The 21,007-nt window shown below is 68.6% G+C and carries 17 protein-coding genes; 6 read left to right on the top strand and 11 right to left on the bottom strand.

Annotation, left to right across the window (positions count from 1 at the left end; all coding sequences use genetic code 11):
* Nucleotides 1-62: 62 nt before the first annotated feature.
* From ACFXJ8_RS16755 to ACFXJ8_RS16740, 4 genes are read left to right on the top strand one after another with little or no spacing between them, the layout of a single operon-like run.
* On the top strand, nt 63-1,571 hold the full coding sequence (locus ACFXJ8_RS16755) for an ABC transporter permease (RefSeq protein ID WP_379644785.1): 1,509 nt from the start codon (nt 63-65) through the stop codon (nt 1,569-1,571).
* A 14-nt stretch (nt 1,572-1,585) separates the two neighbouring features.
* On the top strand, nt 1,586-2,560 hold the full coding sequence (locus ACFXJ8_RS16750; protein ID WP_379644784.1) for an ABC transporter permease: 975 nt from the start codon (nt 1,586-1,588) through the stop codon (nt 2,558-2,560).
* Nucleotides 2,560-3,633 (top strand): ABC transporter ATP-binding protein, encoded by a 1,074-nt coding sequence (locus ACFXJ8_RS16745; RefSeq protein WP_379644783.1) that lies wholly within the window; start codon nt 2,560-2,562, stop codon nt 3,631-3,633. The genes ACFXJ8_RS16750 and ACFXJ8_RS16745 overlap by 1 nt, the downstream gene beginning before the upstream one ends.
* Complete coding sequence (locus tag ACFXJ8_RS16740) at nt 3,630-4,622, top strand: ABC transporter ATP-binding protein (RefSeq protein WP_379644782.1); 993 nt, start codon at nt 3,630-3,632, stop codon at nt 4,620-4,622. The genes ACFXJ8_RS16745 and ACFXJ8_RS16740 overlap by 4 nt, the downstream gene beginning before the upstream one ends.
* Before the next feature lie 61 nt (nt 4,623-4,683).
* Here the strand turns inward: ACFXJ8_RS16740 and ACFXJ8_RS16735 are convergent, their stop codons facing one another.
* The 9 genes from ACFXJ8_RS16735 to ACFXJ8_RS16695 form a co-directional block, all read right to left on the bottom strand.
* Complete coding sequence (locus ACFXJ8_RS16735; RefSeq protein ID WP_379644781.1) at nt 4,684-6,396, bottom strand: ABC transporter family substrate-binding protein; 1,713 nt, start codon at nt 6,394-6,396, stop codon at nt 4,684-4,686.
* Nucleotides 6,393-8,429, bottom strand: coding sequence for a dipeptide ABC transporter ATP-binding protein (locus ACFXJ8_RS16730; protein WP_379644780.1), 2,037 nt, complete (start codon nt 8,427-8,429; stop codon nt 6,393-6,395). Before ACFXJ8_RS16730 ends, ACFXJ8_RS16735 begins: the two co-directional genes overlap by 4 nt.
* A complete protein-coding gene (locus ACFXJ8_RS16725; RefSeq protein ID WP_379644779.1) occupies nt 8,426-9,268 on the bottom strand; it encodes an ABC transporter permease in 843 nt (280 codons plus the stop codon). Before ACFXJ8_RS16725 ends, ACFXJ8_RS16730 begins: the two co-directional genes overlap by 4 nt.
* Nucleotides 9,269-10,246 carry an ABC transporter permease gene (locus tag ACFXJ8_RS16720; protein WP_379644778.1) on the bottom strand — a complete coding sequence of 326 codons (978 nt, stop codon included), beginning with the start codon at nt 10,244-10,246 and terminating at the stop codon, nt 9,269-9,271.
* Nucleotides 10,247-10,373: 127 nt separating this feature from the next.
* Nucleotides 10,374-12,092: a malto-oligosyltrehalose trehalohydrolase gene (gene treZ, locus ACFXJ8_RS16715; protein ID WP_379644777.1), complete on the bottom strand. Its 1,719-nt coding sequence runs from the start codon at nt 12,090-12,092 to the stop codon at nt 10,374-10,376.
* Nucleotides 12,082-14,142, bottom strand: a complete 2,061-nt coding sequence (treY, locus tag ACFXJ8_RS16710; RefSeq protein ID WP_379644776.1) for a malto-oligosyltrehalose synthase — start codon at nt 14,140-14,142, stop codon at nt 12,082-12,084. Before treY ends, treZ begins: the two co-directional genes overlap by 11 nt.
* Nucleotides 14,135-16,165, bottom strand: a complete 2,031-nt coding sequence (gene glgX / locus ACFXJ8_RS16705) for a glycogen debranching protein GlgX (RefSeq protein ID WP_379644775.1) — start codon at nt 16,163-16,165, stop codon at nt 14,135-14,137. Before glgX ends, treY begins: the two co-directional genes overlap by 8 nt.
* A gap of 106 nt (nt 16,166-16,271) precedes the next feature.
* Nucleotides 16,272-16,538, bottom strand: coding sequence for a hypothetical protein (locus ACFXJ8_RS16700; protein WP_379644774.1), 267 nt, complete (start codon nt 16,536-16,538; stop codon nt 16,272-16,274).
* A 295-nt stretch (nt 16,539-16,833) separates the two neighbouring features.
* Entirely contained in the window at nt 16,834-17,928 is a 1,095-nt protein-coding gene (locus tag ACFXJ8_RS16695) for an RNA-guided endonuclease InsQ/TnpB family protein (RefSeq protein WP_379644773.1), read from the bottom strand.
* A 9-nt stretch (nt 17,929-17,937) separates the two neighbouring features.
* Between ACFXJ8_RS16695 and ACFXJ8_RS16690 the strand changes: the two genes are divergently transcribed.
* Complete coding sequence (locus tag ACFXJ8_RS16690) at nt 17,938-18,525, top strand: hypothetical protein (protein WP_379644772.1); 588 nt, start codon at nt 17,938-17,940, stop codon at nt 18,523-18,525.
* A 2-nt stretch (nt 18,526-18,527) separates the two neighbouring features.
* On the opposite strand, the gene ACFXJ8_RS16685 is transcribed toward ACFXJ8_RS16690, so the two are convergent.
* A complete protein-coding gene (locus ACFXJ8_RS16685; protein ID WP_379644771.1) occupies nt 18,528-19,430 on the bottom strand; it encodes a threonine/serine dehydratase in 903 nt (300 codons plus the stop codon).
* 63 nt (nt 19,431-19,493) lie between these two features.
* On the opposite strand from ACFXJ8_RS16685, the gene pip reads away from it, so the two are divergent.
* On the top strand, nt 19,494-20,465 hold the full coding sequence (gene pip, locus ACFXJ8_RS16680) for a prolyl aminopeptidase (RefSeq protein WP_379644770.1): 972 nt from the start codon (nt 19,494-19,496) through the stop codon (nt 20,463-20,465).
* Here pip and ACFXJ8_RS16675 read toward each other — a convergent pair.
* On the bottom strand, nt 20,389-20,967 hold the full coding sequence (locus ACFXJ8_RS16675) for a phosphatase PAP2 family protein (RefSeq protein ID WP_379644769.1): 579 nt from the start codon (nt 20,965-20,967) through the stop codon (nt 20,389-20,391). The two genes, pip and ACFXJ8_RS16675, sit on opposite strands and share 77 nt — an antisense overlap.
* Nucleotides 20,968-21,007: the final 40 nt, after the last annotated feature.

Genomic DNA, 21,007 nt, shown 5'->3' with positions numbered 1-21,007 from the left:
CCTAGCCCGGCCATCCCCCGCTGTGGCCCCCGGAAGCCGTCACCTGCAGGAGGTTCGGGGAATTGCTTGTATTCATCGCGCGTAGGCTCGCCATATCAAGCCTGACGCTGCTGGCCGCCACGTTCATCATGTACGTCCTGGTCGCGCTGTCCGGGGATCCGCTCGCCGACCTGCGCGAGAGCACCCTGCCGGACGCTCCCAGGCTGATGGAAGCACGTATCACGGCCATGCACCTGGACGAGCCCATCCCCGTCCGCTACTTCTCCTGGCTGGCCGGCATCTTCCAGGGCGACCTCGGGGTCAACAAGGCGGGCACCACCGTTTCCTCGCTGCTCGCCGGCGCCATGTCATCCACGCTCAAGCTCGTCGTGGTCGCCACGATCCTGGCCGCGGTGATCGGCATCGCGATCGGCATCGTCTCCGCGCTCCGCCAGTACAGCAGCTTCGACCACGGGATCACTTTCGCAGCTTTCATCTGCTTCTCGCTACCGGTTTTCTGGGTCGCGACGATGCTGAAGCAGTATGTGGCGATCGAGTTCAACGACTGGCTGCGGGACCCGTTCATCCCGGTTCCCATCATCCTGGCCATCGCGGTGGCCGCGGGCCTGATCTGGGCGTCGGTCTTCAACGGTGACAGGAAGGGCAAGCTGACCGCCTTCGGCATCGGCCTGGTCGTCACCGCCGTGATCCTGTTCGCGCTGTCCGCCAGCCGATGGTTCGCCGACCCCGGTCTCGGCTTCCCGTTCATCCTCGTGGTGGGCCTGGCCACCGCCGCCGGCGTCACCGCCCTGGTCGCGGGTGTCGAGCACCTGCAGCCGATGTACGCCTCGCTGGGCGCCGCCGGCCTCGGCGCGCTGCTGTACTACCCGCTGCTGCCCATGCTGACCGCTCCCAGCGTCTGGACCCTCATCGGCCTGTTCGTCGTGGCCGGACTGGTGAGCGCGGCCATCGGCTGGCAGTTCGGCGGCCTGCTGCGCCGCCAGGCGATCCCGCTGGCCGTCTTCAGCGGCCTGTTCGTCGCCGCCATGATCTTCTTCGACCGGCTGCTGGAGTCGTGGGACGGCTACGCCAGGGCGCTCAAGGGCCGCCCGGTGGCCACCATCGGCTCCGAGACGCCGAACTTCATGGGCAACTTCTGGCAGAACACCCTCGACTCCGGCATGCACCTGCTGCTGCCCACGCTGGCGCTGATCCTGGTGGGTCTGGCCAGCCACTCCCGCTACAGCCGGGCCAGCATGCTCGAGGTGATGAACCAGGACTACGTCCGTACGGCACGCGCCAAGGGCCTGCCCGAGCGGACCGTCGTCATCAAGCACGCCTTCCGCAACGGCATGATCCCGATCACCACGATCCTCGCCCTCGACTTCGCCGGCGTCTTCGGCGGCGCGGTCATCACCGAGACGGTCTTCGGCTGGCGGGGCATGGGCAAGATGTTCGAGATCGGGCTGAGGGAGGTCGACCCCATGCCGGTCATGGGCTTCTTCCTCGTCACCGGCACCGCCATCGTCGTGTGGAACATGCTCGCCGACATCGCCTACGCCTACCTCGACCCGCGGATCAGGCTGTCATGACGGAGAAGACCGAGATGACCATCAAGACGGAGCAGCCCTCGGCCAACGACGCGCAGGGCATGACGATCGTCGCCCGCACGCAGGGCCAGCTCGTCCGGCGCAGGTTCTTCCGCCACCGGGGCGCCCTCGCGGGCATGATCCTGTTCGGGATCGTCTTCGTGCTGGCCTTCAGCTCCATCGGCTTCGGCCCGATCCCCGGCTGGTGGGACAAGCCGTGGACGGGCTCGGGCACCGTCGTGGACGGTGGCCGCCCGACCCTCAGCGTCATCCCCGAGTTCCTCGGCGGCGCGGGCATGCACATGGGCGAGCACCCCTTCGGCCAGGACAACATCGGCAAGGACTACTTCGCGATGACCATGCGCGGCGCGCAGGTCTCGATCATCGTCGCGCTGACCATCGGGCTGGTCTCCACCCTGGTCGGCACGGTGCTGGGCGCCTTCGCCGGATTCTTCCGCGGCAAGATCGAGGCCGTCATCATGCGCTTCACCGACGTGATGATCACCATCCCGGTGCTGGTGATCGCCGCGGTGGTCGGCAGCGCCACCGGCAACCTGGGCCCCTACTTCATGGCCGTCATGCTGGGCCTGATCACCTGGACCAGCGTCACCCGGCTGGTCCGCGGCGAGTTCCTGTCGCTGCGCGAGAAGGAGTTCGTCGAGGCCGCCAGGGCCGTCGGCACCTCCTCGATGCGGATCATCTTCAAGCACGTCCTGCCGAACACGCTCGGCGTGATCATCGTCTCGGCCACCCTGGCGATCTCCTCCGGCATCCTGCTGGAGACGGCCCTGTCGTTCCTCGGGTTCGGCGTCAAGAGCCCTGACACCTCGCTCGGCCTGCTGATCAGCGACTACAAGAACGCCATGGTGGTCAGGCCGTGGCTGTTCTGGTGGCCCGGACTGTTCATCGTGGCCATCGCGCTGTCGGTCAACTTCATCGGCGACGGCCTGCGTGACGCCTTCGACCCTCGACAGAACAGGGTGCGTGACTGATGACCTCTGTCCACATCGCCAAGCGGCTGTCGGAGGCCAAGGGTCCCGGCGCCACCGAGGTCCTCAAGGTCGAGAACCTCCAGGTCAACTTCCCCACCGACGACGGCGTGGTCAAGGCCGTGCGCGGCGTCTCCTACACGGTGCACGAGCGCGAGGTGCTCGGCATCGTCGGCGAGTCCGGGTCGGGCAAGTCGGTCTCGTCGATGGCGGTCATGGGCCTGCTGCCCAAGTCCGCCAGGATCACCGGCAGCATCTCCTACCGCGGCGACGACATGCTCAAGATGTCGGCGCGCAAGCGGCGGAGCCTGCGCGGCAGGAAGATCGCGATGGTCTTCCAGGACCCGATGACGGCGCTCAACCCCGTCCACACCATCGGCGACCAGCTGGCCGAGGCCGTGCTGGCGCACGAGCTGGTGCCGTACAAGCAGGCTCAGGCCCGCGCCAAGGAGATGCTCGACCTGGTCGGCATCCCGCAGGCGGCGAGCAGGCTGCGGTCCTACCCGCACGAGTTCTCCGGCGGTATGCGGCAGCGCGCGATGATCGCCATGGCGATCATCAACAACCCTGACGTGATCATCGCCGACGAGCCGACCACGGCGCTCGACGTGACCGTCCAGGCGCAGATCCTGGAGAAGCTCCTCGAGGTGAAGGACGCGGTCGACGCCGCCGTCGTGCTCATCACGCACGACCTGGGCGTCATCGCGGGCATGGCGCACAGGGTGCTGGTCATGTACGCGGGCAAGCCGGTCGAGATCGGCGACGTCGACACGGTGTTCAACACGCCGCGCATGCCGTACACGGCGGGCCTGCTCGGTTCGATTCCCTCGCTGGAGACCTCGGGCAGCAGGCTGCGGCCGATCAAGGGCACGCCCCCGTCCCTGATCAACCTGCCCACGGGGTGCCCGTTCTCGCCGCGCTGCCCGATGGCCACCGACGAGTGCCGTACGACGGAGCCTACGCTTGAGGAGACGGACGGCGGCGCGCACTACGCCGCCTGCCACCACTGGCCCCAGCTTGCAGAAAAGGCAGATCCGACCGCCATCTTCCGCACGGACAGCGAGACCACCTCATGACCGAGAAACTGCTTGAGGTCACCGACCTCGTCATGAACTTCCCCGTCAGGGGGACCGGCCTGATGCGCCGCGTCGTCTCGCACGTGCAGGCGGTCAGCGGCGTCTCTCTCCACGTGGACAAGGGCGAGACGCTCGGCGTGGTGGGCGAGTCGGGTTGCGGCAAGTCGACGACCGGCCGGGCCATCCTGCAGCTGCACAAGCCGACGTCGGGCTCGGTGAAGTTCGAGGGCAAGGAGCTGACGGGGCTGCCGAACCGGCAGATGCAGGCCGTACGGCAGGACATGCAGATCGTCTTCCAGGACCCGTACGCCTCGCTGAACCCCAAGATGCCGGTCAACGACATCATCGCCGAGCCGCTGAAGGTCCACGGCCGGTGGGACAAGAACGGGCCGAAGCGGGTGGCCGAGCTGCTGTCGCTGGTGGGCCTGTCGCCCGAGCACGGCAACCGGTACCCGCACGAGTTCTCGGGCGGTCAGCGGCAGCGCGTCGGCATCGCGCGGGCGCTGGCGCTTGAGCCGAAGCTGCTGATCCTGGACGAGCCGGTGTCGGCGCTGGACGTGTCGGTCCAGGCCGGCGTGGTGAACCTGCTGGAGGACCTGCAGGACTCACTGGGTCTGGCGTACGTGTTCATCGCGCACGACCTGTCGGTGGTGCGGCACATCTCCGACCGGGTGGCAGTGATGTACCTGGGCAAGGTCGTGGAGACCGGGCCCAGGGACGACCTGTACGACCGCCCGGCGCACCCTTACACGCAGGCGCTGCTGTCGGCGGCTCCCATGGCCAATCCCGAGGAGGAGCGGCAGCGGGAGCGGATCATCCTGACCGGTGACGTGCCGTCGCCGATGGATCCGCCGAGCGGGTGCCGGTTCAGGACGCGGTGCTGGAAGGCGCAGGAGATCTGCGCGACCGAGGAACCGGCGCTGGTCGACCGGGGCAACGGGCACCCGGTGGCCTGCCACTTCGCCGAGGTGAACACCAAGGTCGTCTGACGCTCTCGAGGAGAGGGCCCCGCTGGAGTCCAGCGGGGCCCTCTTTCTGTAGCGGGTCGGGCTACTGGGTGAAGCCGACCGATGACCAGTCGATGCTGGCGAAGCCGAACGCCCCGTAGTTGGCCAGCGTCTTCTTGGCCGCGAAGATGCTGGGCCGCTGGTACAGCGGGATCGTGTGCACCTCGTCCCAGATCAGCTTGTCGGCCTGGTTGCCGAGCTCGATGTACTTGGCGGGGTCCATCTCCCCGGCCGCCTTCTCGATCAGCTCGTCCAGCTCCGGCGACCCGATGCGCGGGAAGTTGCTGCCGTAGTTGTCCTTGCCGGTGGGCTGCTTGTAGATCTGCGGCAGCGCCCCGTTCGGGAACGGCGTGCCGAGCCACGAGAACGGCACCAGGTCGAAGTTGCCGGGGATGATGTAGTCGTCGAAGAACTTGTCGTCGGGGACCGGCTCGACCTTGACCTTGACGCCGACGTCCTTGAGCATCGCCTGGGTCAGCTCCCCCTCCTGCTTGGCCAGCGGGTAGGCGGCCGGGACGATGAAGCGCAGCTCGAGCTCCTTGCCGTCCTTCATGCGGTAGTCGCCCTGCATCGTCCAGCCGGCCGCGTCGAGCAGCTGCTTGGCCTTCTCGGGGTTGTACTTCCCGAGCTCGCCTGAGTTGTCGACGTAGCCCTTGTGGGTGTTCATGTACAGGTGGTTGTTGAGCACCTGGACGGGCCAGTCGAGGTCCTTGAGGTCGGACTGGGTGATGGCCTCGCGGTTGATGCCGAGCTGGACGGCCTGGCGGACCGACTTGTCGGTCAGGTTGGGCGCGGAGCCGTTGACGGTGATGTGCCGCCAGTTGGGGGCCGCGGCCTTGCGGATGTCGACGTTCGGGACGTTCTTGGCGCGCTGGAGGTCGGCGGCGATGGGGCTGATCTCCATCGCGTCGAGCTCGCCGTTGGCGAAGGCGTTGACGGTGGCGCCGGAGTCGAGGGCGCGGAAGATGACCTTGTCGAGCTTGGCCTTCTTGCCCCACCAGTTGTCATCGCGGACGAGGGTGACGGTCTTGCCGGTCTGGTCGATCGAGTCGACCTTGAACGGGCCCGCGGTGACCGGCATCTTGTCGATCCAGCCCTTGTTGAACTCGGCGGGGTCGGCGTTGGTGGCGGCCGGAAGCAGCGGGGAGAACATGCCCTTCCAGTCGGGGTACTGCTTGGCGAAGGTGACGACGACGTCGTGGTCGGTCTCGCCCTTCTCTACCGAGGCGACGCGGTCGTAGCCGTCGGTGGAGCTGACCTGGTACTTCTTGTCGCTGCCGTTGAGCGCCTTCCACTGGGCGACGAAGTCCTTGTAGGTGATCGGCTTGCCGTCGGACCAGGTGGCCTTGTCGTTGAGCTTGTAGGTGACGACCTGCTTGTCGCCCTTCAGCTCCATCTTCCACTCGGTGACGTAGTCGGGGTTGTTGACCAGTTCGGCCTGGTCGTCGGCCTTGCCCATGCTCGGCATGGTGGCGTCGTAGATGTCGTCGACGGTAGCGTGCGTGCCGTTGACCTGGTTGTAGTTCCACTGCTGCTGCCACTGGGTCAGCCCGAGGGTGATGGTGCCGCCGTCCTTGACCTGGTCGTAGGCGACCGGGTTGACGGAGCTGCCGGGAAGCGCGGCGGCCTGCTCCTGTGCCTGCGCGGCGGCCTCCGTCGAGCCTGCCTTCGGCTTGTCGGCGCCACCGCCGCAGGCGGCAAGGGCGAGTGCCAGCAGGGCCGCGCCAGCGGCGGCCTTGTAGCCAACAACCTTCACGAGTTCCTCACTTCGGGATAGTGGCAGGCGGCGCCGTGATCGTCGGCGTGCGCGAGCCGTACAACGGGGGGCTCTTCGGCCACGCACCGCGCGCGCTCGGGCTCCGGGAGCAGGGCGCGCTTGGGGCAGCGGGTGTGGAAGCGGCAGCCGGTCGGGGGCTGCGCGGGGCTGGGCAGGTCGCCGTCGAGGATGATCCTCCTGCGTGATCGTTCCAGCCTCGGGTCGGGCAGCGGGATGGCCGACATGAGCGCCCTGGTGTAGGGGTGGGCGGGCGCGCCGTACACCTCGGTGACGTCGCCGATCTCGACGATCTTGCCGAGGTACATGACGGCGACGCGGTCGGCCAGGTGGCGCACGACGGACAGGTCGTGGGCCACGAACAGGTAGGACAGGCCGAGCCTGGCCTTGAGGTCCTCCAGCAGGTTGATGACGCCCGCCTGGATGGACACGTCGAGCGCGGAGACGGGCTCGTCGAGGACGATCAGCCTGGGTTCCAGGGCCAGCGCGCGGGCGATGCCGATGCGCTGGCGCTGGCCGCCGGAGAAGTGCTGCGGGTAGCGCTCGGCGTAGGAGGGGTCGAGCCCGACGAGGTCGAGCAGTTCGGCCACGCGCTTGCCGACGTCCTGGTGGCCGTGGGCGCGCAGCGGTTCGGCGAGGATGTCGCCGACCGGCATGCGCGGGTCGAGCGCGGCCATGGGGTCCTGGAAGACGATCTGCAGGTCGCGGCGGAGTTCCCTGCGTTCGCGCTTGGTCAGCGCGCCGCTGTCCTTGCCGAAGACCACGACCTTGCCGTCCTGGGCGGCCTCCAGTTGCATGATCTGCTGGAGGGTGGTGGTCTTGCCGCAGCCGGACTCGCCTACCAGGGCGAGGGTCTCGCCCGCGGCGATGTCGAAGCTGATGCCGTCGACGGCGTGCACGGTGCCGACGCGGCGCTTGAAGACGGCGCCCTTCATCAGCGGGTAGTGCCTGACGAGCCCGTCGAGTTCGAGCACCGTGTCACGCTGCGAGCGGGGCTTCTCGACGACAGGCTCGTCGATGATCTCCGGGGCGGGGAAGACGTCGGCGCCTCTGAGCTTCTTCAGCTCGATCTCGTGGGAGCGGATGCAGGCCACCTCGCGCTTGCCGACCCTGACCAGGTCGGGCTCGGCGTCGTCGCACGCGGCCACCTTGAGGGGGCAGCGGGGCGCGAAGGGGCAGCCGGGCGGCAGCGCGGCGGGCGAGGGCGGGGCGCCCTCGATCGGCACCAGGCGCTGGTTGTCCTGGTCCAGCCGCGGGATCGAGGCGAGCAGCCCCATCGTGTACGGCATGCGAGGCTCGTAGTAGATCTCTTCGACCGTTCCCTGCTCGACGGGCTTGCCGGCGTACATCACCAGCACCCTGTCGGCCAGGCCCGCGACCACCCCCAGGTCGTGGGTGATCATGACGATACCGGCCCCCGTCTCCTTCTGCGCGGTCTTCAGCACTTCGAGGACCTGCGCCTGGATGGTGACGTCGAGCGCCGTGGTGGGCTCGTCGCAGATGAGCACGTCGGGGTCGTTGGCGATGGCCATCGCGATCATCGCGCGCTGCCGCATGCCGCCGGAGAACTCGTGCGGGAAGGCCTTGGCGCGCACGTCGGGGTGCGGGATGCCGACGAGTTCGAGCAGGTCGACGGCCTGCCTGGCGGCCTGCTCCTTGGTGACCTTCTGGTGGACCCTGACCGCCTCGGCGATCTGGTCGCCGATGGTGTAAACGGGTGTGAAGGCCGACAGCGGATCCTGGAAGATCATGCTGATCGACTTGCCGCGGCGCTGGAGGAGCTCCTGCTCCCGCATGCCGAGCAGTTCGTGGCCGTGGAGCTTCACCGAGCCGGTCACCTGCGCGCCCGCGGGCAGCAGGCCCATGACAGCGAGGGAGGTCACGGACTTGCCGGAGCCGGACTCGCCGACGATGCCGAGCACCTCACCCCTGCCGACCTGGTAGGAGACGCCTCTGACGGCCTGGACGCCGCCACGGAAGGTCACGGTGAGGTCGCTCACCTCGAGGATCGTCATGAGTTGCTCCCCGGGTCGAGGGCGTCGCGCAGTCCGTCGCCGACGAGGTTGATGCACAGCACGAGCAGCACGAGCAGGCCGGCGGGGAACAGGAACAGCCACGGGTAGCTGATCGCCTCGCTGCCGCCCGCGGCGGAGATGAGCGTGCCGAGAGAGACGTCCGGCGGCTGCACGCCGAAGCCGAAGTAGGACAGCGCGGTCTCGCCGATGATGGCGCCGCTGATGTTCATGGTGGCGTCGATGATGAGCAGCGACGACAGGTTCGGCACGATGTGCCGGAAGATGATCTTCCAGTCGCTGATGCCCATGTAGCGGGCGGCCAGCACGTACTCCCGTTCGCGCAGGGAGAGCGTCATGCTCCTGACCACCCTGGAGGTGATCATCCAGGAGAAGGCCGCCAGCAGCACCACGAACCACAGCCAGGAGGCGCCCTTCAGCCGCGGCGACATGACCGCGATGATCAGGAAGCTCGGCAGCACCAGCAGCAGGTCGGCGCCCCACATCAGCGCCTTGTCGAGCCAGCCGCCGAAGTAGCCGGCGAACGCGCCGACGACGGCGGCCAGGCCGGTGGAGATGAGCGCGACGAGGAAGCCGATGAGGATCGACTTCTGCATGGCGCGCAGCGTCACCGCGAACACGTCCTGGCCGATCTGGGTGGTGCCCCACCAGTGGTCGGCGTTCGGCGCGACCCTGAAGGAGGTGAAGTCCTTCTCCTGCCAGCCGTACGGTCCGACCAGCGGCCCCGCATAGGCGAGCACCAGGAGCAGGACGACGCCCGCCAGCCCCCACAGCACCTGCTTCCTGGCCAGGATCCGGCGCAGGACGACCTTGGAACGCATCTAGCTCACCCGCACTCTCGGGTCGAGCGCCGCGACGAGCAGGTCGGACAGCAGTCCCGCGACCAGCACGCAGACGGCGGCGAACAGGGCGACGGCGGCGACGGAGTTGGTGTCGTTGTGCTGGATCGACTCCACCAGCCAGGCGCCCATGCCGTGCCAGCCGAAGATCTTCTCGGTGAAGGTGGCGCCGGTCAGCATGGTGCCGAAGGCGAAGGCGAAGTAGGTCGCGGCCGGGATGAGCGCGGTGCGCAGGGCGTGCTTGTAGAGGGCGGTCCTGCGCGAGAGACCCTTGGCCTGTGCCGTACGGACGAAGTCCTGGCCGAGCACGTCGAGCATCATGTTGCGCTGGATGCGGCTGTAGAAGGCGATCTGGCCCAGGCACAGCGACAGCGTCGGCAGGATCAGGTGGTTGAGCCGGTTGAGCAGCTGGTCGGTGCCGGAGAGGGCCGGGTTGTACTCGCCGGTGAACTCGATGAGCGTGTGGCCGAGCGCGGTGTTGATCCCCGTGGCTCCCATCGTCAGCACCGTGGCCAGGACGAAGACGGGCACGGCCATGACGACGAACGAGGCCACGCCGATCGCCCTGTCGCTGACGCGGTACTGCCTGACCGCGGCGAACGCGCCGATGACGACGCCGAGGGCGGAGCCGAGAACGGTGCCGATCAGCAGCAGGCGGAGGCTGACACCGATTCGCCTGGCGATCTGGTCGTTGACCGAGCCGCCGTCCCAGGTCCTGCCGAAGTCGCCCCTGACCACGCCCGACACCCAGGTGCCGTAGCGCTCAAGCAGCGGCGTCTTGTCGTTGAGGTTGTACTCGTTCAGCGTGCTGTCGACGACCCCCACGGGGATGGGCGGCTGACGGCCCTCGTAGTTGGCGCGGGGGTTGAGGCTGCCGGCCGCCAGCAGGTACGCCAGGCTCGCGGCGATGGCGACCAGGATGACGCTCGACAGCAGCCTGCGCAGCAGGTATGCGCCCATTGCCCTCCGTTCGGACGAACGGGGGCCGGGCAGCCTGAAACTCTAGGGTCGCCCCCGCGACGAGAAAGCCGTGACCGTCCCTTGACAGGGACTTGACGGCTCGTCGCAGGTTATCGGTCTGTCCGTATTACGGATTTATCTCAGACCGGTAGATCACGAGGCATGGCCCGGGCACGGTGAGCCCGTCTCGACCAGCGGAAACACCCTCCTCGGAGGCCAGCAGAACCGACCCCACCGAAACGGGCAATGTCACAGGATCCGGACAAAAATATGCCATGACGTTCAGTGACGAACGCCTGACGATGAGCCATCCGGCCTGCTCGTCGTACTCGGTCTCGACCCGCTCCAGCCGGGGATCGGTGAGCTCCGGCAGCGCCTTACGCAACGCGATCAGATCGCGGTACCAGCACAGCACCGACCAGTGCTCCTCCTCCTTGAGCTCGCTCCAGTCGAGCTTGCTGCGCTGGAAGGTGTCCTCGGCCGAGGGGTCGGGCGCGATCCAGTCGTAGCCGAAACCCTCGAACTCGCGGGCCCTGCGCTCACCCTCCCCTTCGCGCAGCGCCGCCTCGACGTGGTCGGTGAAGAACAGGAACGGCGTGCGCGCCGCCCACTCCTCGCCCATGAACAGCATCGGCGTGAAGGGCGAGGTGAGCAGCAGTCCTGCCCCCAGCTTCAGCGCGGTCGGGCCCAGCCGGTCGCCCGCGGGCCGGTTGCCGATCTGGTCGTGGTTCTGCAGGCAGCACACCAGCCGGTAGCCGGGCACGCCGGTCAGCGGGGCGCCGTGCGAGCGCCCGCGGAAGCCGGAATAGCCCCCGTCGTGGACGAATCCCGACGCCAAGGCCTTGGCCAGCGCCGCCATGGAGGCGAAGTCCTCGTAGTAGCCGTGGCTCTCCCCCGACACCGCGGTGTGCAGCGCGTGGTGGACGTCGTCGTTCCACTGGGCGGCCATGCCGAGGCCGCCCGCCTCCAGCGGGGTGACCATGCGGGGGTCGTTGAGGTCGGACTCGGCGATCAGCGTCAGCGGCCGGCCCACCGCGCAGGCCAGCGCGTCGACCTCCTGGGCCAGCTCGGCCAGCAGGTGCCTGGCGCGCCTGTCGTGCAGGGCGTGGACGGCGTCCAGCCGCAGCCCGTCGAGGTGGAAGTCGCGCAACCACTGCAGCGCGTTGTCGACGAAGTATCGCCTGACCTCGTCGGAGCCAGGCCCGTCGAGGTTGACCGCCTCGCCCCAGAAGCTGCCCTGGTAGCCGCCGAAATAGGGGCCGAACGGGTGCAGGAAGTTGCCCGACGGGCCGAGATGGTTGTAGACGACGTCGAGCAGCACGCCGAGGCCCGCCCGGTGGCAGCCGTCGACGAACTCCTTCAGGCCGTCGGGGCCACCGTAGGTCTCGTTCACCGCGTAGAGGTCGACCCCGTCGTAGCCCCAGTTGCGCCCGCCGGGCACCGGGGCGACCGGCATGACCTCCACGAAGTCGACGCCGAGCTCGACCAGGTGGTCGAGCCGCTCCAGGGCGGCGGCGAAGGTGCCCTCGCCGGTGAAGGTGCCGATGTGGAGCTCGTAGATGACCGAGCCGCGCAGGTCGCGGCCCTTCCACTCGTGGTCGCTCCAGGTGAAGCGGGCATGGTCGTAGACGCGGCTGGGCCCGAAGATGCCCTCCGGCTGCCTGCGGGAGCGCGGGTCGGGGTAGGGCCCCTCGCCGTCGACGAGATAGCGGTAGTCGGTGCCGTGCCCGGCTTCCGGCACGTCCACCGACCACCAGCCGCCCGAGCCGGGCCGCAGCGGCAGCCGCTCGCCCATGGTCTCGATCTCGACGGAGGTCGCCTGCGATGCCCACACCTCAAAGATCATGTCTCTCCAGAAGCGCGACGGGATAGCGGCTGAGCAGGTGGCCGACAGGGGTGCGGCCGGTGTAGAGCTCGCGGGTGAGCAGGTCGCGCCAGCGTCCGGCGGGCAGCGTGATCGAGGTCGCCCCCCAGCCGCCGCGCCTGGCCAGCCGTACGGGCAGGCGGGTCGCCACCGCGACGGCGCGGCCCCTGCCGAAGACGACCGCGTGCTCGGCGGCCTCCCCCGAGGCGGCCATCGGCTCGTACGGCGCGGCTGGCCCGAGCCTGCGGCGCAGGCGCAGCGCCTGGGTGGTGACCAGCAGCTTGGCCGCGTCCCACGCCGACTCGGCGACGCACGGGAAGGTGACGGGCCGCCGGTTGTCGGGGTCGACGAGGGAGAAGTCGGTGCGCTCGTTGCCCTGGTAGACGTCGGGCACGCCCGGCATCATGAGCTGCACCAGCTTCTGGCCGAGCGAGTTGGCGACGGCGTAGCGGTCGACGATCGCGGTGAAGTCGCCGACCGGCAGCTCGACGGCCTTGCTGGCGAAGGCGCGCAGCCCCTCCTCGTAGGCGGGGTCGGGGGCGATCCACGAGGTGGCGGTCTTGGCCTCGCGGGCGGCCTTGAGGAGGTAGTCGGTGAACCGGTCGGCCGAGATCGGCCAGGCGGCCATCAGCGTCTGCCACGCCAGGTAGTCGATGCTCGGGTCGAAGGCGAGCTCGGCCGCCCATCCCTCCACGGCCTGCTCCCACTCGGCGGGCAGCTCCGACAGCACCTGCAGGCGGGCGCGCACGTCCTCCGAGCGCTTGGTGTCGTGGGTGGACAGCGTGGTCATCGTGAAGGGCCGCAACTGCGCGCAGTAGGCGTGGAAGTCGTCCACCGGCATCCCGAAGTGGTCGGGCTCGCCGCCCACCTCGTTCAGGCAGGCCAGCGGGAACCACCGGTAGAGCGCGGTGTCCTCCACGCCCTTGGCCATCACGGGGCCGCAGGTCTGCTGGAAGCGGACGATCGCCTCGGGCGAGCCGGAAAGGACCGCTCTGGCGGTCTCGGGGTTGGGCGCGGCCGTCTCGACTATCTCCTTCGCCCCCGGCTCGACCGGCTCGCCAGGGGTGACGTAGGCCCGGTAGACCGGCATGGCCACCAACAGGTCGGCGAGGTCGGCCGCGGGCACACCGGTGACGCGGGACAGCCGGTCCAGCTCGCCGCCGAAGAACAGGTCGATCACCTCGCGCTTGGCGCGGGTCATCACGCTCGGGTAGTGGGCGTCCTGGCCGGTCATCCGGGTGAACAGCGCGACCAGCGGCGCCTTGCCCTCGGGGTCGACGAACAGGCCGTTGACGCGGTTGAGCACGTCGTAGCCCGTGGTGCCGTCGCAGGCCCAGTCGTCGGGCAGCCGTTCCTCACCGATGAGGATCTTCTCGACGACCGTCCACACCCCGCCGGTCCTGGTGCGCAGCTTGTCGAGGTAGTCGCGCGGGTCGGCCAGGCCGTCGGGATGGTCGATCCGTAGCCCCTCGACCAGGCCCTCGTCGAGCAGCCAGAAGATCACCTCGTGGGTGGCGAACAGCACGGAGGGGTCCTCGACGCGCAGCCCGATCAGCGAGGAGACGTCGAAGAAGCGCCGGTAGCCCGGCCCGTCGCGCCAGTCGACGATGTGGTAGTACTCCGACTCGGGCAGGTCCTCGGCGAAGGAATGCACGGCCACCCTGCCCTCGCGCCACTCGATGTCGAACCAGTGCGCGTACGGCGAGTCGAGCCCCAAGCTGAGCACCGACCTGAACTGCTCGTTGGCGGTGTTCATGTGGTTGGGCACGATGTCGACCACGACGGCCAGATCGTGGGCGGCCAGCACGTCGGCCATCTCGCGAAAGCCCTTGGCGCCGCCGAACTCCCGCCTGATGCTGGAGTGGTCGATGACGTCGTAGCCGTGCAGCGACTCGGGCACCGCCTGCAGCACGGGCGAGAGGTAGACGTGGCTGACCCCCAGGTCGCGCAGGTAGGGGGCGATGCCCGCGACCTCGGCGAAGCCGAAGTCGGGGGTCAGCTGGACGCGGTAGGTCGAGACGGGCCTAGACACCGCGCAACACCCTCATCGAGCGTCCGGGCACCAGCAGCCGCTCCCCCGCTCTCTTGACCCTGGTGTCGAGCATGATCGGCATGGCGGTGTCGATCTCGGTCAGCCACATCTCACCGTAGTCCTTCGGGATCGTGAACCTGATGGTGTCGTGGTGGGCGTTGAACAGCACGAGAAAGGAGTCGTCGACGATGGGTCTACCCCTTCTGTCCGGTTCGGTGATCGCCTTGCCGTTGAGGTAGACGGCCAGCGACTTGGCGTAGCCCACGTTCCAGTCGGCGACCGTCATCTGCTCGCCCGTCGGAGTCAGCCACGCCATGTCGTAGTTGAAGCGCCTGCGCCGGAAGACGGGATGCTCGCGGCGCAGCTTGGCCAGCCGCTGCGTGAACTCCAGCAGCAGCCACTTGCCCCGCACGTCCGACCAGTCGACCCAGGTCAGGTCGTTGTCCTGGCAGTAGCCGTTGTTGTTGCCCCGCTGGGTACGGCCGAGCTCGTCGCCGTGGGAGAGCATGGGCACGCCCTGCGACAGGAAGAGCGTGGTCAGGAAGTTGCGCTTCTGCTGCTCCCGCAGCGCCTCGGTCCCCGCGTCCCATGAGCGGTTGTCGTCGGTGCCGTCCCTGTTGTCCTCGCCGTTGGCCTCGTTGTGCTTTTCGTTGTAGGAGACCAGGTCGTGCAGGGTGAAGCCGTCGTGGCAGGTCACGAAGTTGATGGAGGCGACGGGGCGGCGGCTGTCGCTCTGGTAGAGGTCGCCGGAGCCGGTGAAGCGCGAGCCGAACTCGGGCAGCGTGGCGGGCTCGCCCCGCCACAGGTCCCTGATCGTGTCGCGGTACTTGCCGTTCCACTCGGTCCACCTGGCGGGGAAGTTGCCGACCTGGTAGCCGCCAGGACCGATGTCCCACGGCTCGGCGATCAGCTTCACCTGCGACAGGACGGGGTCCTGCTGGACCAGGTCGAAGAAGGCCGACAGCCGGTCCACCTCGTGCAGCTCGCGGGCGAGCGTGGCGGCCAGGTCGAAGCGGAAGCCGTCGACGTGCATCTCGATGACCCAGTAGCGGAGCGAATCCATGATCATCTGAAGGACCTGGGGGCTGCGCATGAGCAGGCTGTTGCCGGTGCCGGTGGTGTCCATGTAGTGCTGGGGGTCGCCGTCGACCAGGCGGTAGTAGGTGCGGTTGTCGATCCCCTTCAGGCCGAGCGTCGGGCCGCGGTGGTTGCCTTCCGCGGTGTGGTTGTAGACGACGTCGAGGATGACCTCGATGCCCGCCTCGTGCAGGTTCCTGACCATCGCCTTGAACTCCAGCACCTGCCCGCCGCGCTGCCCCTGGCTGGAGTAGCGGTTGTGCGGGGCGAAGTAGCCGCTGGTGTTGTAACCCCAGTAGTTGGTCAGCCCCTTCTCCTCCAGGTGCTGCTCGCTGACGAACTGGTGGACCGGCATCAGCTCCAGAGCGGTCACGCCGAGCTTGGTGAGGTGATCGATGATCTCGGGATGGCCGAGCGCTGCGTAGGTGCCGCGGATCCGCTCGGGGATCTTGGGGTGGGCTATCGTCAGCCCGCGCACGTGCGCCTCGTAGATCACCGTGTCGTGGTAAGGCGTGGCGGGCGGCCGGTCGTGCCCCCAGCCGAAGAACGGGTTGACGACGATGGAACGCGGCACGTAGGGGGCGGAGTCGGCGGGGTTGGGCCGGTCGCCGTCGTAGAGCGCCTTGTTCCAGGTGACGCCGCCCTCGATCGCCTTGGCGTACGGGTCGAGCAGCAGCTTGTCGGGGTTGCAGCGCAGGCCGCGGGCGGGCTCGTACGGGCCGTGGACGCGGTAGCCGTACCGCTGGCCCGGGCCCACGCCGGGTAGATAGCCGTGCCAGATGAACCCCTCGCACTCGGTGAAAGGGACCCTGGACTCCTTGCCGTCGTCGTCGAACAGGCAGAGCTCGACGCGATCGGCCGCCTCGGTGAACAGCGCGAAGTTGGTGCCCGCGCCGTCGTAGGTGGCGCCGAGAGGATACGGGTCTCCCGGCCAGATCTCGATCATCGAGGCTCCCCTTACGCTCTGGCCCCCATGTTCGCCCAGGAGGCAGCGGCTGCCTAGATGCCCGCTTAGACGCCACCGATAACCCCATGCCCGTCATTGATCGGGTTCAGGGCGGCTGCCTGCCCGAGCCCAGGCAGGTGTGACAGGCGCCCTTCCTGGTCACCCCCTCGCCTTCGCAGCCGCCGCACGTGACCATGGCGGCGAACCCGTGGTGGCGGTAGACGTGGACCAGCGGCTGCGGCCTGACCACGGTCCACCCCTGCGCCTCGGCTCGCCTGTCCCATCGGGCGAACGTCCAGATGTCGAGCAGTTCGAGCAGGTTCCTGAACGGCAGGGTCATCGCCGCTCTGAGGTTCAGATCGCTGATCTCCATCGGGTGCTCCGTTCTTCGCAAACGGATTTACCCGGTTTGGCAATTGCCAAAGGAATATGCCAGGCGACTGAGCCGCCACACGCGCCTGGTCCTCATTCGCGACGTTGGCTTCTCCCCGCCATAAATGACGGGGATTCTCCCGCCTCGCGGCGGGGTGTTTACTGCTGCCTCTACGCCGCTTGCGCGGTGCAGGTTTCGGGCGGAGCCAGGGTCGGGATTGCCTCACCTGGTCTTACCTGCCCTTCACAGTCGTTTCGGGTGTCCGCCAGCCCGGCGGCCACGTCGTACAGGTACCTCAGGCGGACGCCCTCAGCGAGGATGTTGAGCGCGGCAGCGATGTCACGGCGTGGTGCTCGCCACACGATTGACAGTCCCACTCCCGGACGTCCAGCGCGAGTTTCCCGACCTTCCACCCGCAGCACGGGCACAGCTGCGAGGACGGGTACCAGCGGTCGATCTGGATGAAGTCGCGGCCGTACCGGGCTGCCTTGCCCTCCAGCAGCCGCAGGAACGCGCCCCAGGAGGCGTCATTCACACTCTTGGCGAGCATGCCCCGCGCCAGGCCCAGCACCGCCAGCCCTTCCACCACTACCGCTTGGTTCTCACGGAGCAGTGTGGTGCTGGTTTGGTGCAGGAAGTCTCGGCGGGCGTCGGCGACGCGTCCGTGCTGACCAGCGACCTTGATCCGGGCCTTGGCCCGGTTGGCGCTCCCCTTCTTCTTACGCGACAGGGCCCGCTGAAGCTTCTTGAGCTTGCGTTCCCTGCGGCGCAACCACTTCGGATTCGCGATCTTCTCGCCGTCGGACGTCACCGCGTAGTGGGTCAGACCGAGATCGATCCCCGCCTCGGCGTCCGCTTGCGGGAGCGTGTGGGCGTCGTCGTCGAGTTCGATGACAAAGGAGGCGAAGTATCTGCCCGCCGCGTCCTTGACGACCGTCACGCTGGACGGCGGAGCGGGCAGCTCACGTGACCACCGGACCTCGATCTCGCCGATCTTCGCGAGGTAGAGAGTGCCGTTGTCTCGCACCTTTAAGGCGTTGGTGTTGAACCGGGCCGACTGCCGGTGATCATGGCGGGACTTGAAGACGGGCAAGCCCATCTTCGGGCCTTTCCGCCTGCCCGACACCGACTCGAAGAAGTTCCTGTACGCCACATCCAGGTCCCGCAACGACTGCTGCAACGGCACCGGGGACACCTGCCCGAGCCATTCCCGCTCAACGGTCCGCTTCGCGGCGGTGACGCCGTCAGACGAATACCGGAACGGCAGGCATGTGGTTTCGTGATGCATGCTCATCTGGTCTCGCTCCAGGAGTGGGAGAGCTTTCGCGACGCCGTGAAAGCGGGCCGCTTCGACGGCATCTAGGAATGAGCCCCCGGCGCCTGCCTGCAAGATAGGGGCATGAGCATGGAGTTGATGGCCTGGCGCGAGGCCGGTCCGATCACCAGGGAGCAGGCCGCCGCCGTCTACCGGGCGGCCCGCGAGGCCCAGCCGGGCGAGCCCGCGGTCGCCGAGGTCGCGGCGCTGGTCAAGGAGCTGCCGGGGCACGCCGTCGGCTATCCGGGACACGCGCTGGTCACCATGACGCCCGAAGCGCTCGACGAGGTGTCCAACGCGACGTTCGCCCTGGCCAGGCGGTACGGCCTGGTCTGCTACGACCCGCAGGGCGACCTCGTGCACAACCTCTCGCCGCTCGGAGTCGATCCGGAGACCCAGCTCCACACCGGCGACGGCATGATGGTCGTCAACCCCGACCTGGGGCTCGTCCGCGACGTGCTCGGCACGCTGTCCGCGCAGAACCCCTTCGCCGTCCTGGTGACCTTCGGCCACCACTTCATCCAGGTCTCGCCAGGCTACGAGCTGGAGTACAAGGAGGGCACGCTGCGCACCACGCTCGTGACCGACCTGGAGGAGGTCAGGCGGGCCTTCGACGAGTACGCCAGGGGCGAGCGCGGCTTCCTCGACCGCTTCGAGTGGACCTCCGGCTAGGGCTAGAGCTGGAGCGACGGATCCAGGTTCCCGCCCGAGAGGATGGCCACCGTACGACCGCCCGCCGCCGCGCCGGACAGGTAGGCGGCGGTGGCGACCGCGCCGCTCGGTTCGGCGACCAGCCGCGCGCGGGCGGCGAGGTAGCGCATCGCCTCGCGGATCTCCTCCTCCGACACGGTCACGATGGCGTCCAGCCGCGCCCTGATGTGCGCGAACGTCAGCTCGGACAGGTCAGCGCGCAGCCCGTCGGCGATGGTGCGGAAGGTCCGCTCCGGCTCCCACGTGACGCGCCGTCCCGCGGCCAGGCTCTCGGCGGCGTCGGCGGCCAGCTCGGGTTCGACGCCGATGACCCGCACGGACGGGTCGATCGCCTTGACCGCCGACGCGATCCCCGAGACCAGGCCGCCCCCGCTCACCGGGACGAGGACCACCTCGGTGTCGGGCAGGTCCGCCATGATCTCCAGCCCGATCGTGCCCTGGCCCGCGATGATCGCCGGATGGTCGTACGGCGGGACCATCGTCAGCCCGCGCTCGGCGGCGAGCTTCTCGGCCGCGACCACCCGCTGGCTGGGCGGGACGACGACCAGCTCGGCGCCCCATGCCCGGATGGCGTCGGTCTTGACCTTCGGGGCGCCCTCGGGGACGACCACGACGCACGGGATCCCTTTGAGCGCGGCGGCGTAGGCGAGGGCCTGACCGTGGTTGCCTGAGGAGTGGGTGACCACGCCCCGGGGTTCGAGGACGGCGACCGCGTTGATCGCCCCCCGGATCTTGAAGGAGCCCACGCGCTGGAGGCTCTCCGGTTTGATCCAGAGGTCGTCGGCCTGGATCAGCGGGGTGCGCAGCACATGCGGCGCGATGCGGTCGGCGGCGGCCCTGATGTCATCGATCGAGACGAGCTCCATGCCCCCATTGTCCGGCCCGGCGAGGTCGCCGCCACCGGCCGGGTTCCGGTATGACAGGACGTCATGAGCCTCTATCCAGCCATTGAGCCCTACGACTCCGGAATGCTCGACGTCGGCGACGGCGATCACGTCTACTGGGAGGTCTGCGGCAACCCCGAGGGCAAGCCCGCGGTCATGCTCCACGGTGGTCCCGGCAGCGGCTGCTCGGCCAAGCACCGCCGCCAGTGGGACCCCGAGGCGTACCGGATCGTGCTGTTCGACCAGCGCAACTGCGGGCGCAGCACGCCGCACGCCAGCGACCCCGGCGTGTCACTGGCGTCGAACACCACCTGGAACCTGGTGGGCGACATGGAGCGGCTGCGCGAGCACCTCGGGATCGACACCTGGCAGGTGTTCGGCGGGTCGTGGGGCAGCGCGCTGGCGCTGGCCTACGCGCAGACCCATCCCGACAGGGTCAGCGAGCTGATCCTGCGCGGCATCTTCACGCTCAGGGAGCACGAGCTGCGCTGGTTCTACCAGGAGGGCGCCTCGTTCCTGTTCCCCGACCTGTGGGAGTCGTACGTCGCGCCCATCCCCGAGCAGGAGCGGGGCGACCTGATTGCCGCGTTCGCGCGGCGGCTGGACAGCTCCGATCCGCAGGTGCGGGTGGCCGCCGCCATCGCGTGGGCGCAGTGGGAGGCGGCCACGATCACGCTGCGGCCCGATCCCGAGCACGTGGCCGAGTTCGGGGAGGCGGACAAGGCCGTCTCCTTCGCCAGGATCGAGAACCACTACTTCGTCAACGGCGGTTTCTTCGAGCCGGGCCAGCTCATCCGCGACGTGGACAAGATCCGGCACATTCCCGCGGTCATCGTGCAGGGCCGCTACGACGCCTGCACGCCGATGACCACCGCCTGGGACCTGCACAAGGCGTGGCCCGAGGCGGCCTTCCACGTCGTCGACGACGCGGGACACGCGTTCACCGAGCCGGGGATCGTGGCTCGGCTGGTCGAAACCACGGACTCTTTTCGCGGGCCCGCCGTACGACGGGGATGAAGGCGCCGACCGTCAGCAACGCCAGCAGGGGCGCCATGAGCACGCCGAACAGGTAGCCGACGGCCACGTCGTGGGGATAGTGGACACCCACGAACACCCGTGAGAAGGCCATCATCGCGGCCAGCGGCAGCACCAGCCAGGCCAGCCGCCGCCAGACCAGGACGAGCGCGCCCGCCGAGGCGGCGGCGATCACCGAGTGGTTGCTGGGGAAGGACCAGTCGCCGACCGGCGGGCACGCCGCGATGGTGGCGATCCCTCCCCTGCACGGCCGTTCCTCCCTGATGAGGAGTTTGACGGCCTCGCTCAGCGCGTAGGCGGCGGCGACCGCGACGGGCCCCGCGAAGGTGAGGGCCAGGTCGCGGTCGGGAGCCGCCCGCGCCCGCCAGATGGCGAGGGTGAAGAGCGCGGCGAAGACGAGCAGACCGGCGTCCGTGCCGAACTCGGCGAGGGCGTGGACCCAGCCGGGCGTGCTCATGGCGAAGCCGACGATGTCCCCGTACACGTGGCGTCATGTCCAATCAGTGAAGGATCGATGAACATGT

The organism is Nonomuraea sp. NPDC059194 (genome assembly GCF_042754765.1).
Lineage (GTDB): Bacteria > Actinomycetota > Actinomycetes > Streptosporangiales > Streptosporangiaceae > Nonomuraea.
Note: the sequence above shows the minus strand (reverse complement) of the source record. Positions and strands in the feature narration are given on the sequence as shown.

Bases quoted from the DNA above. Each gene is read 5' to 3' on its own strand.
- ACFXJ8_RS16690 (WP_379644772.1), top strand. From the start codon at position 17,938: ATGAGCATGGAGTTGATGGCCTGGCGCGAGGCCGGTCCGATCACCAGG.
- ACFXJ8_RS16730 (WP_379644780.1), bottom strand. From the start codon at position 8,429: ATGACGATCCTCGAGGTGAGCGACCTCACCGTGACCTTCCGTGGCGGC.
- ACFXJ8_RS16740 (WP_379644782.1), top strand. From the start codon at position 3,630: ATGACCGAGAAACTGCTTGAGGTCACCGACCTCGTCATGAACTTCCCC.
- treZ (WP_379644777.1), bottom strand. From the start codon at position 12,092: ATGATCTTTGAGGTGTGGGCATCGCAGGCGACCTCCGTCGAGATCGAG.
- ACFXJ8_RS16700 (WP_379644774.1), bottom strand. From the start codon at position 16,538: ATGGAGATCAGCGATCTGAACCTCAGAGCGGCGATGACCCTGCCGTTC.
- ACFXJ8_RS16750 (WP_379644784.1), top strand. From the start codon at position 1,586: ATGACCATCAAGACGGAGCAGCCCTCGGCCAACGACGCGCAGGGCATG.
- ACFXJ8_RS16725 (WP_379644779.1), bottom strand. From the start codon at position 9,268: ATGCGTTCCAAGGTCGTCCTGCGCCGGATCCTGGCCAGGAAGCAGGTG.
- glgX (WP_379644775.1), bottom strand. From the start codon at position 16,165: ATGATCGAGATCTGGCCGGGAGACCCGTATCCTCTCGGCGCCACCTAC.
- ACFXJ8_RS16745 (WP_379644783.1), top strand. From the start codon at position 2,560: ATGACCTCTGTCCACATCGCCAAGCGGCTGTCGGAGGCCAAGGGTCCC.
- ACFXJ8_RS16720 (WP_379644778.1), bottom strand. From the start codon at position 10,246: ATGGGCGCATACCTGCTGCGCAGGCTGCTGTCGAGCGTCATCCTGGTC.
- ACFXJ8_RS16685 (WP_379644771.1), bottom strand. From the start codon at position 19,430: ATGGAGCTCGTCTCGATCGATGACATCAGGGCCGCCGCCGACCGCATC.
- pip (WP_379644770.1), top strand. From the start codon at position 19,494: ATGAGCCTCTATCCAGCCATTGAGCCCTACGACTCCGGAATGCTCGAC.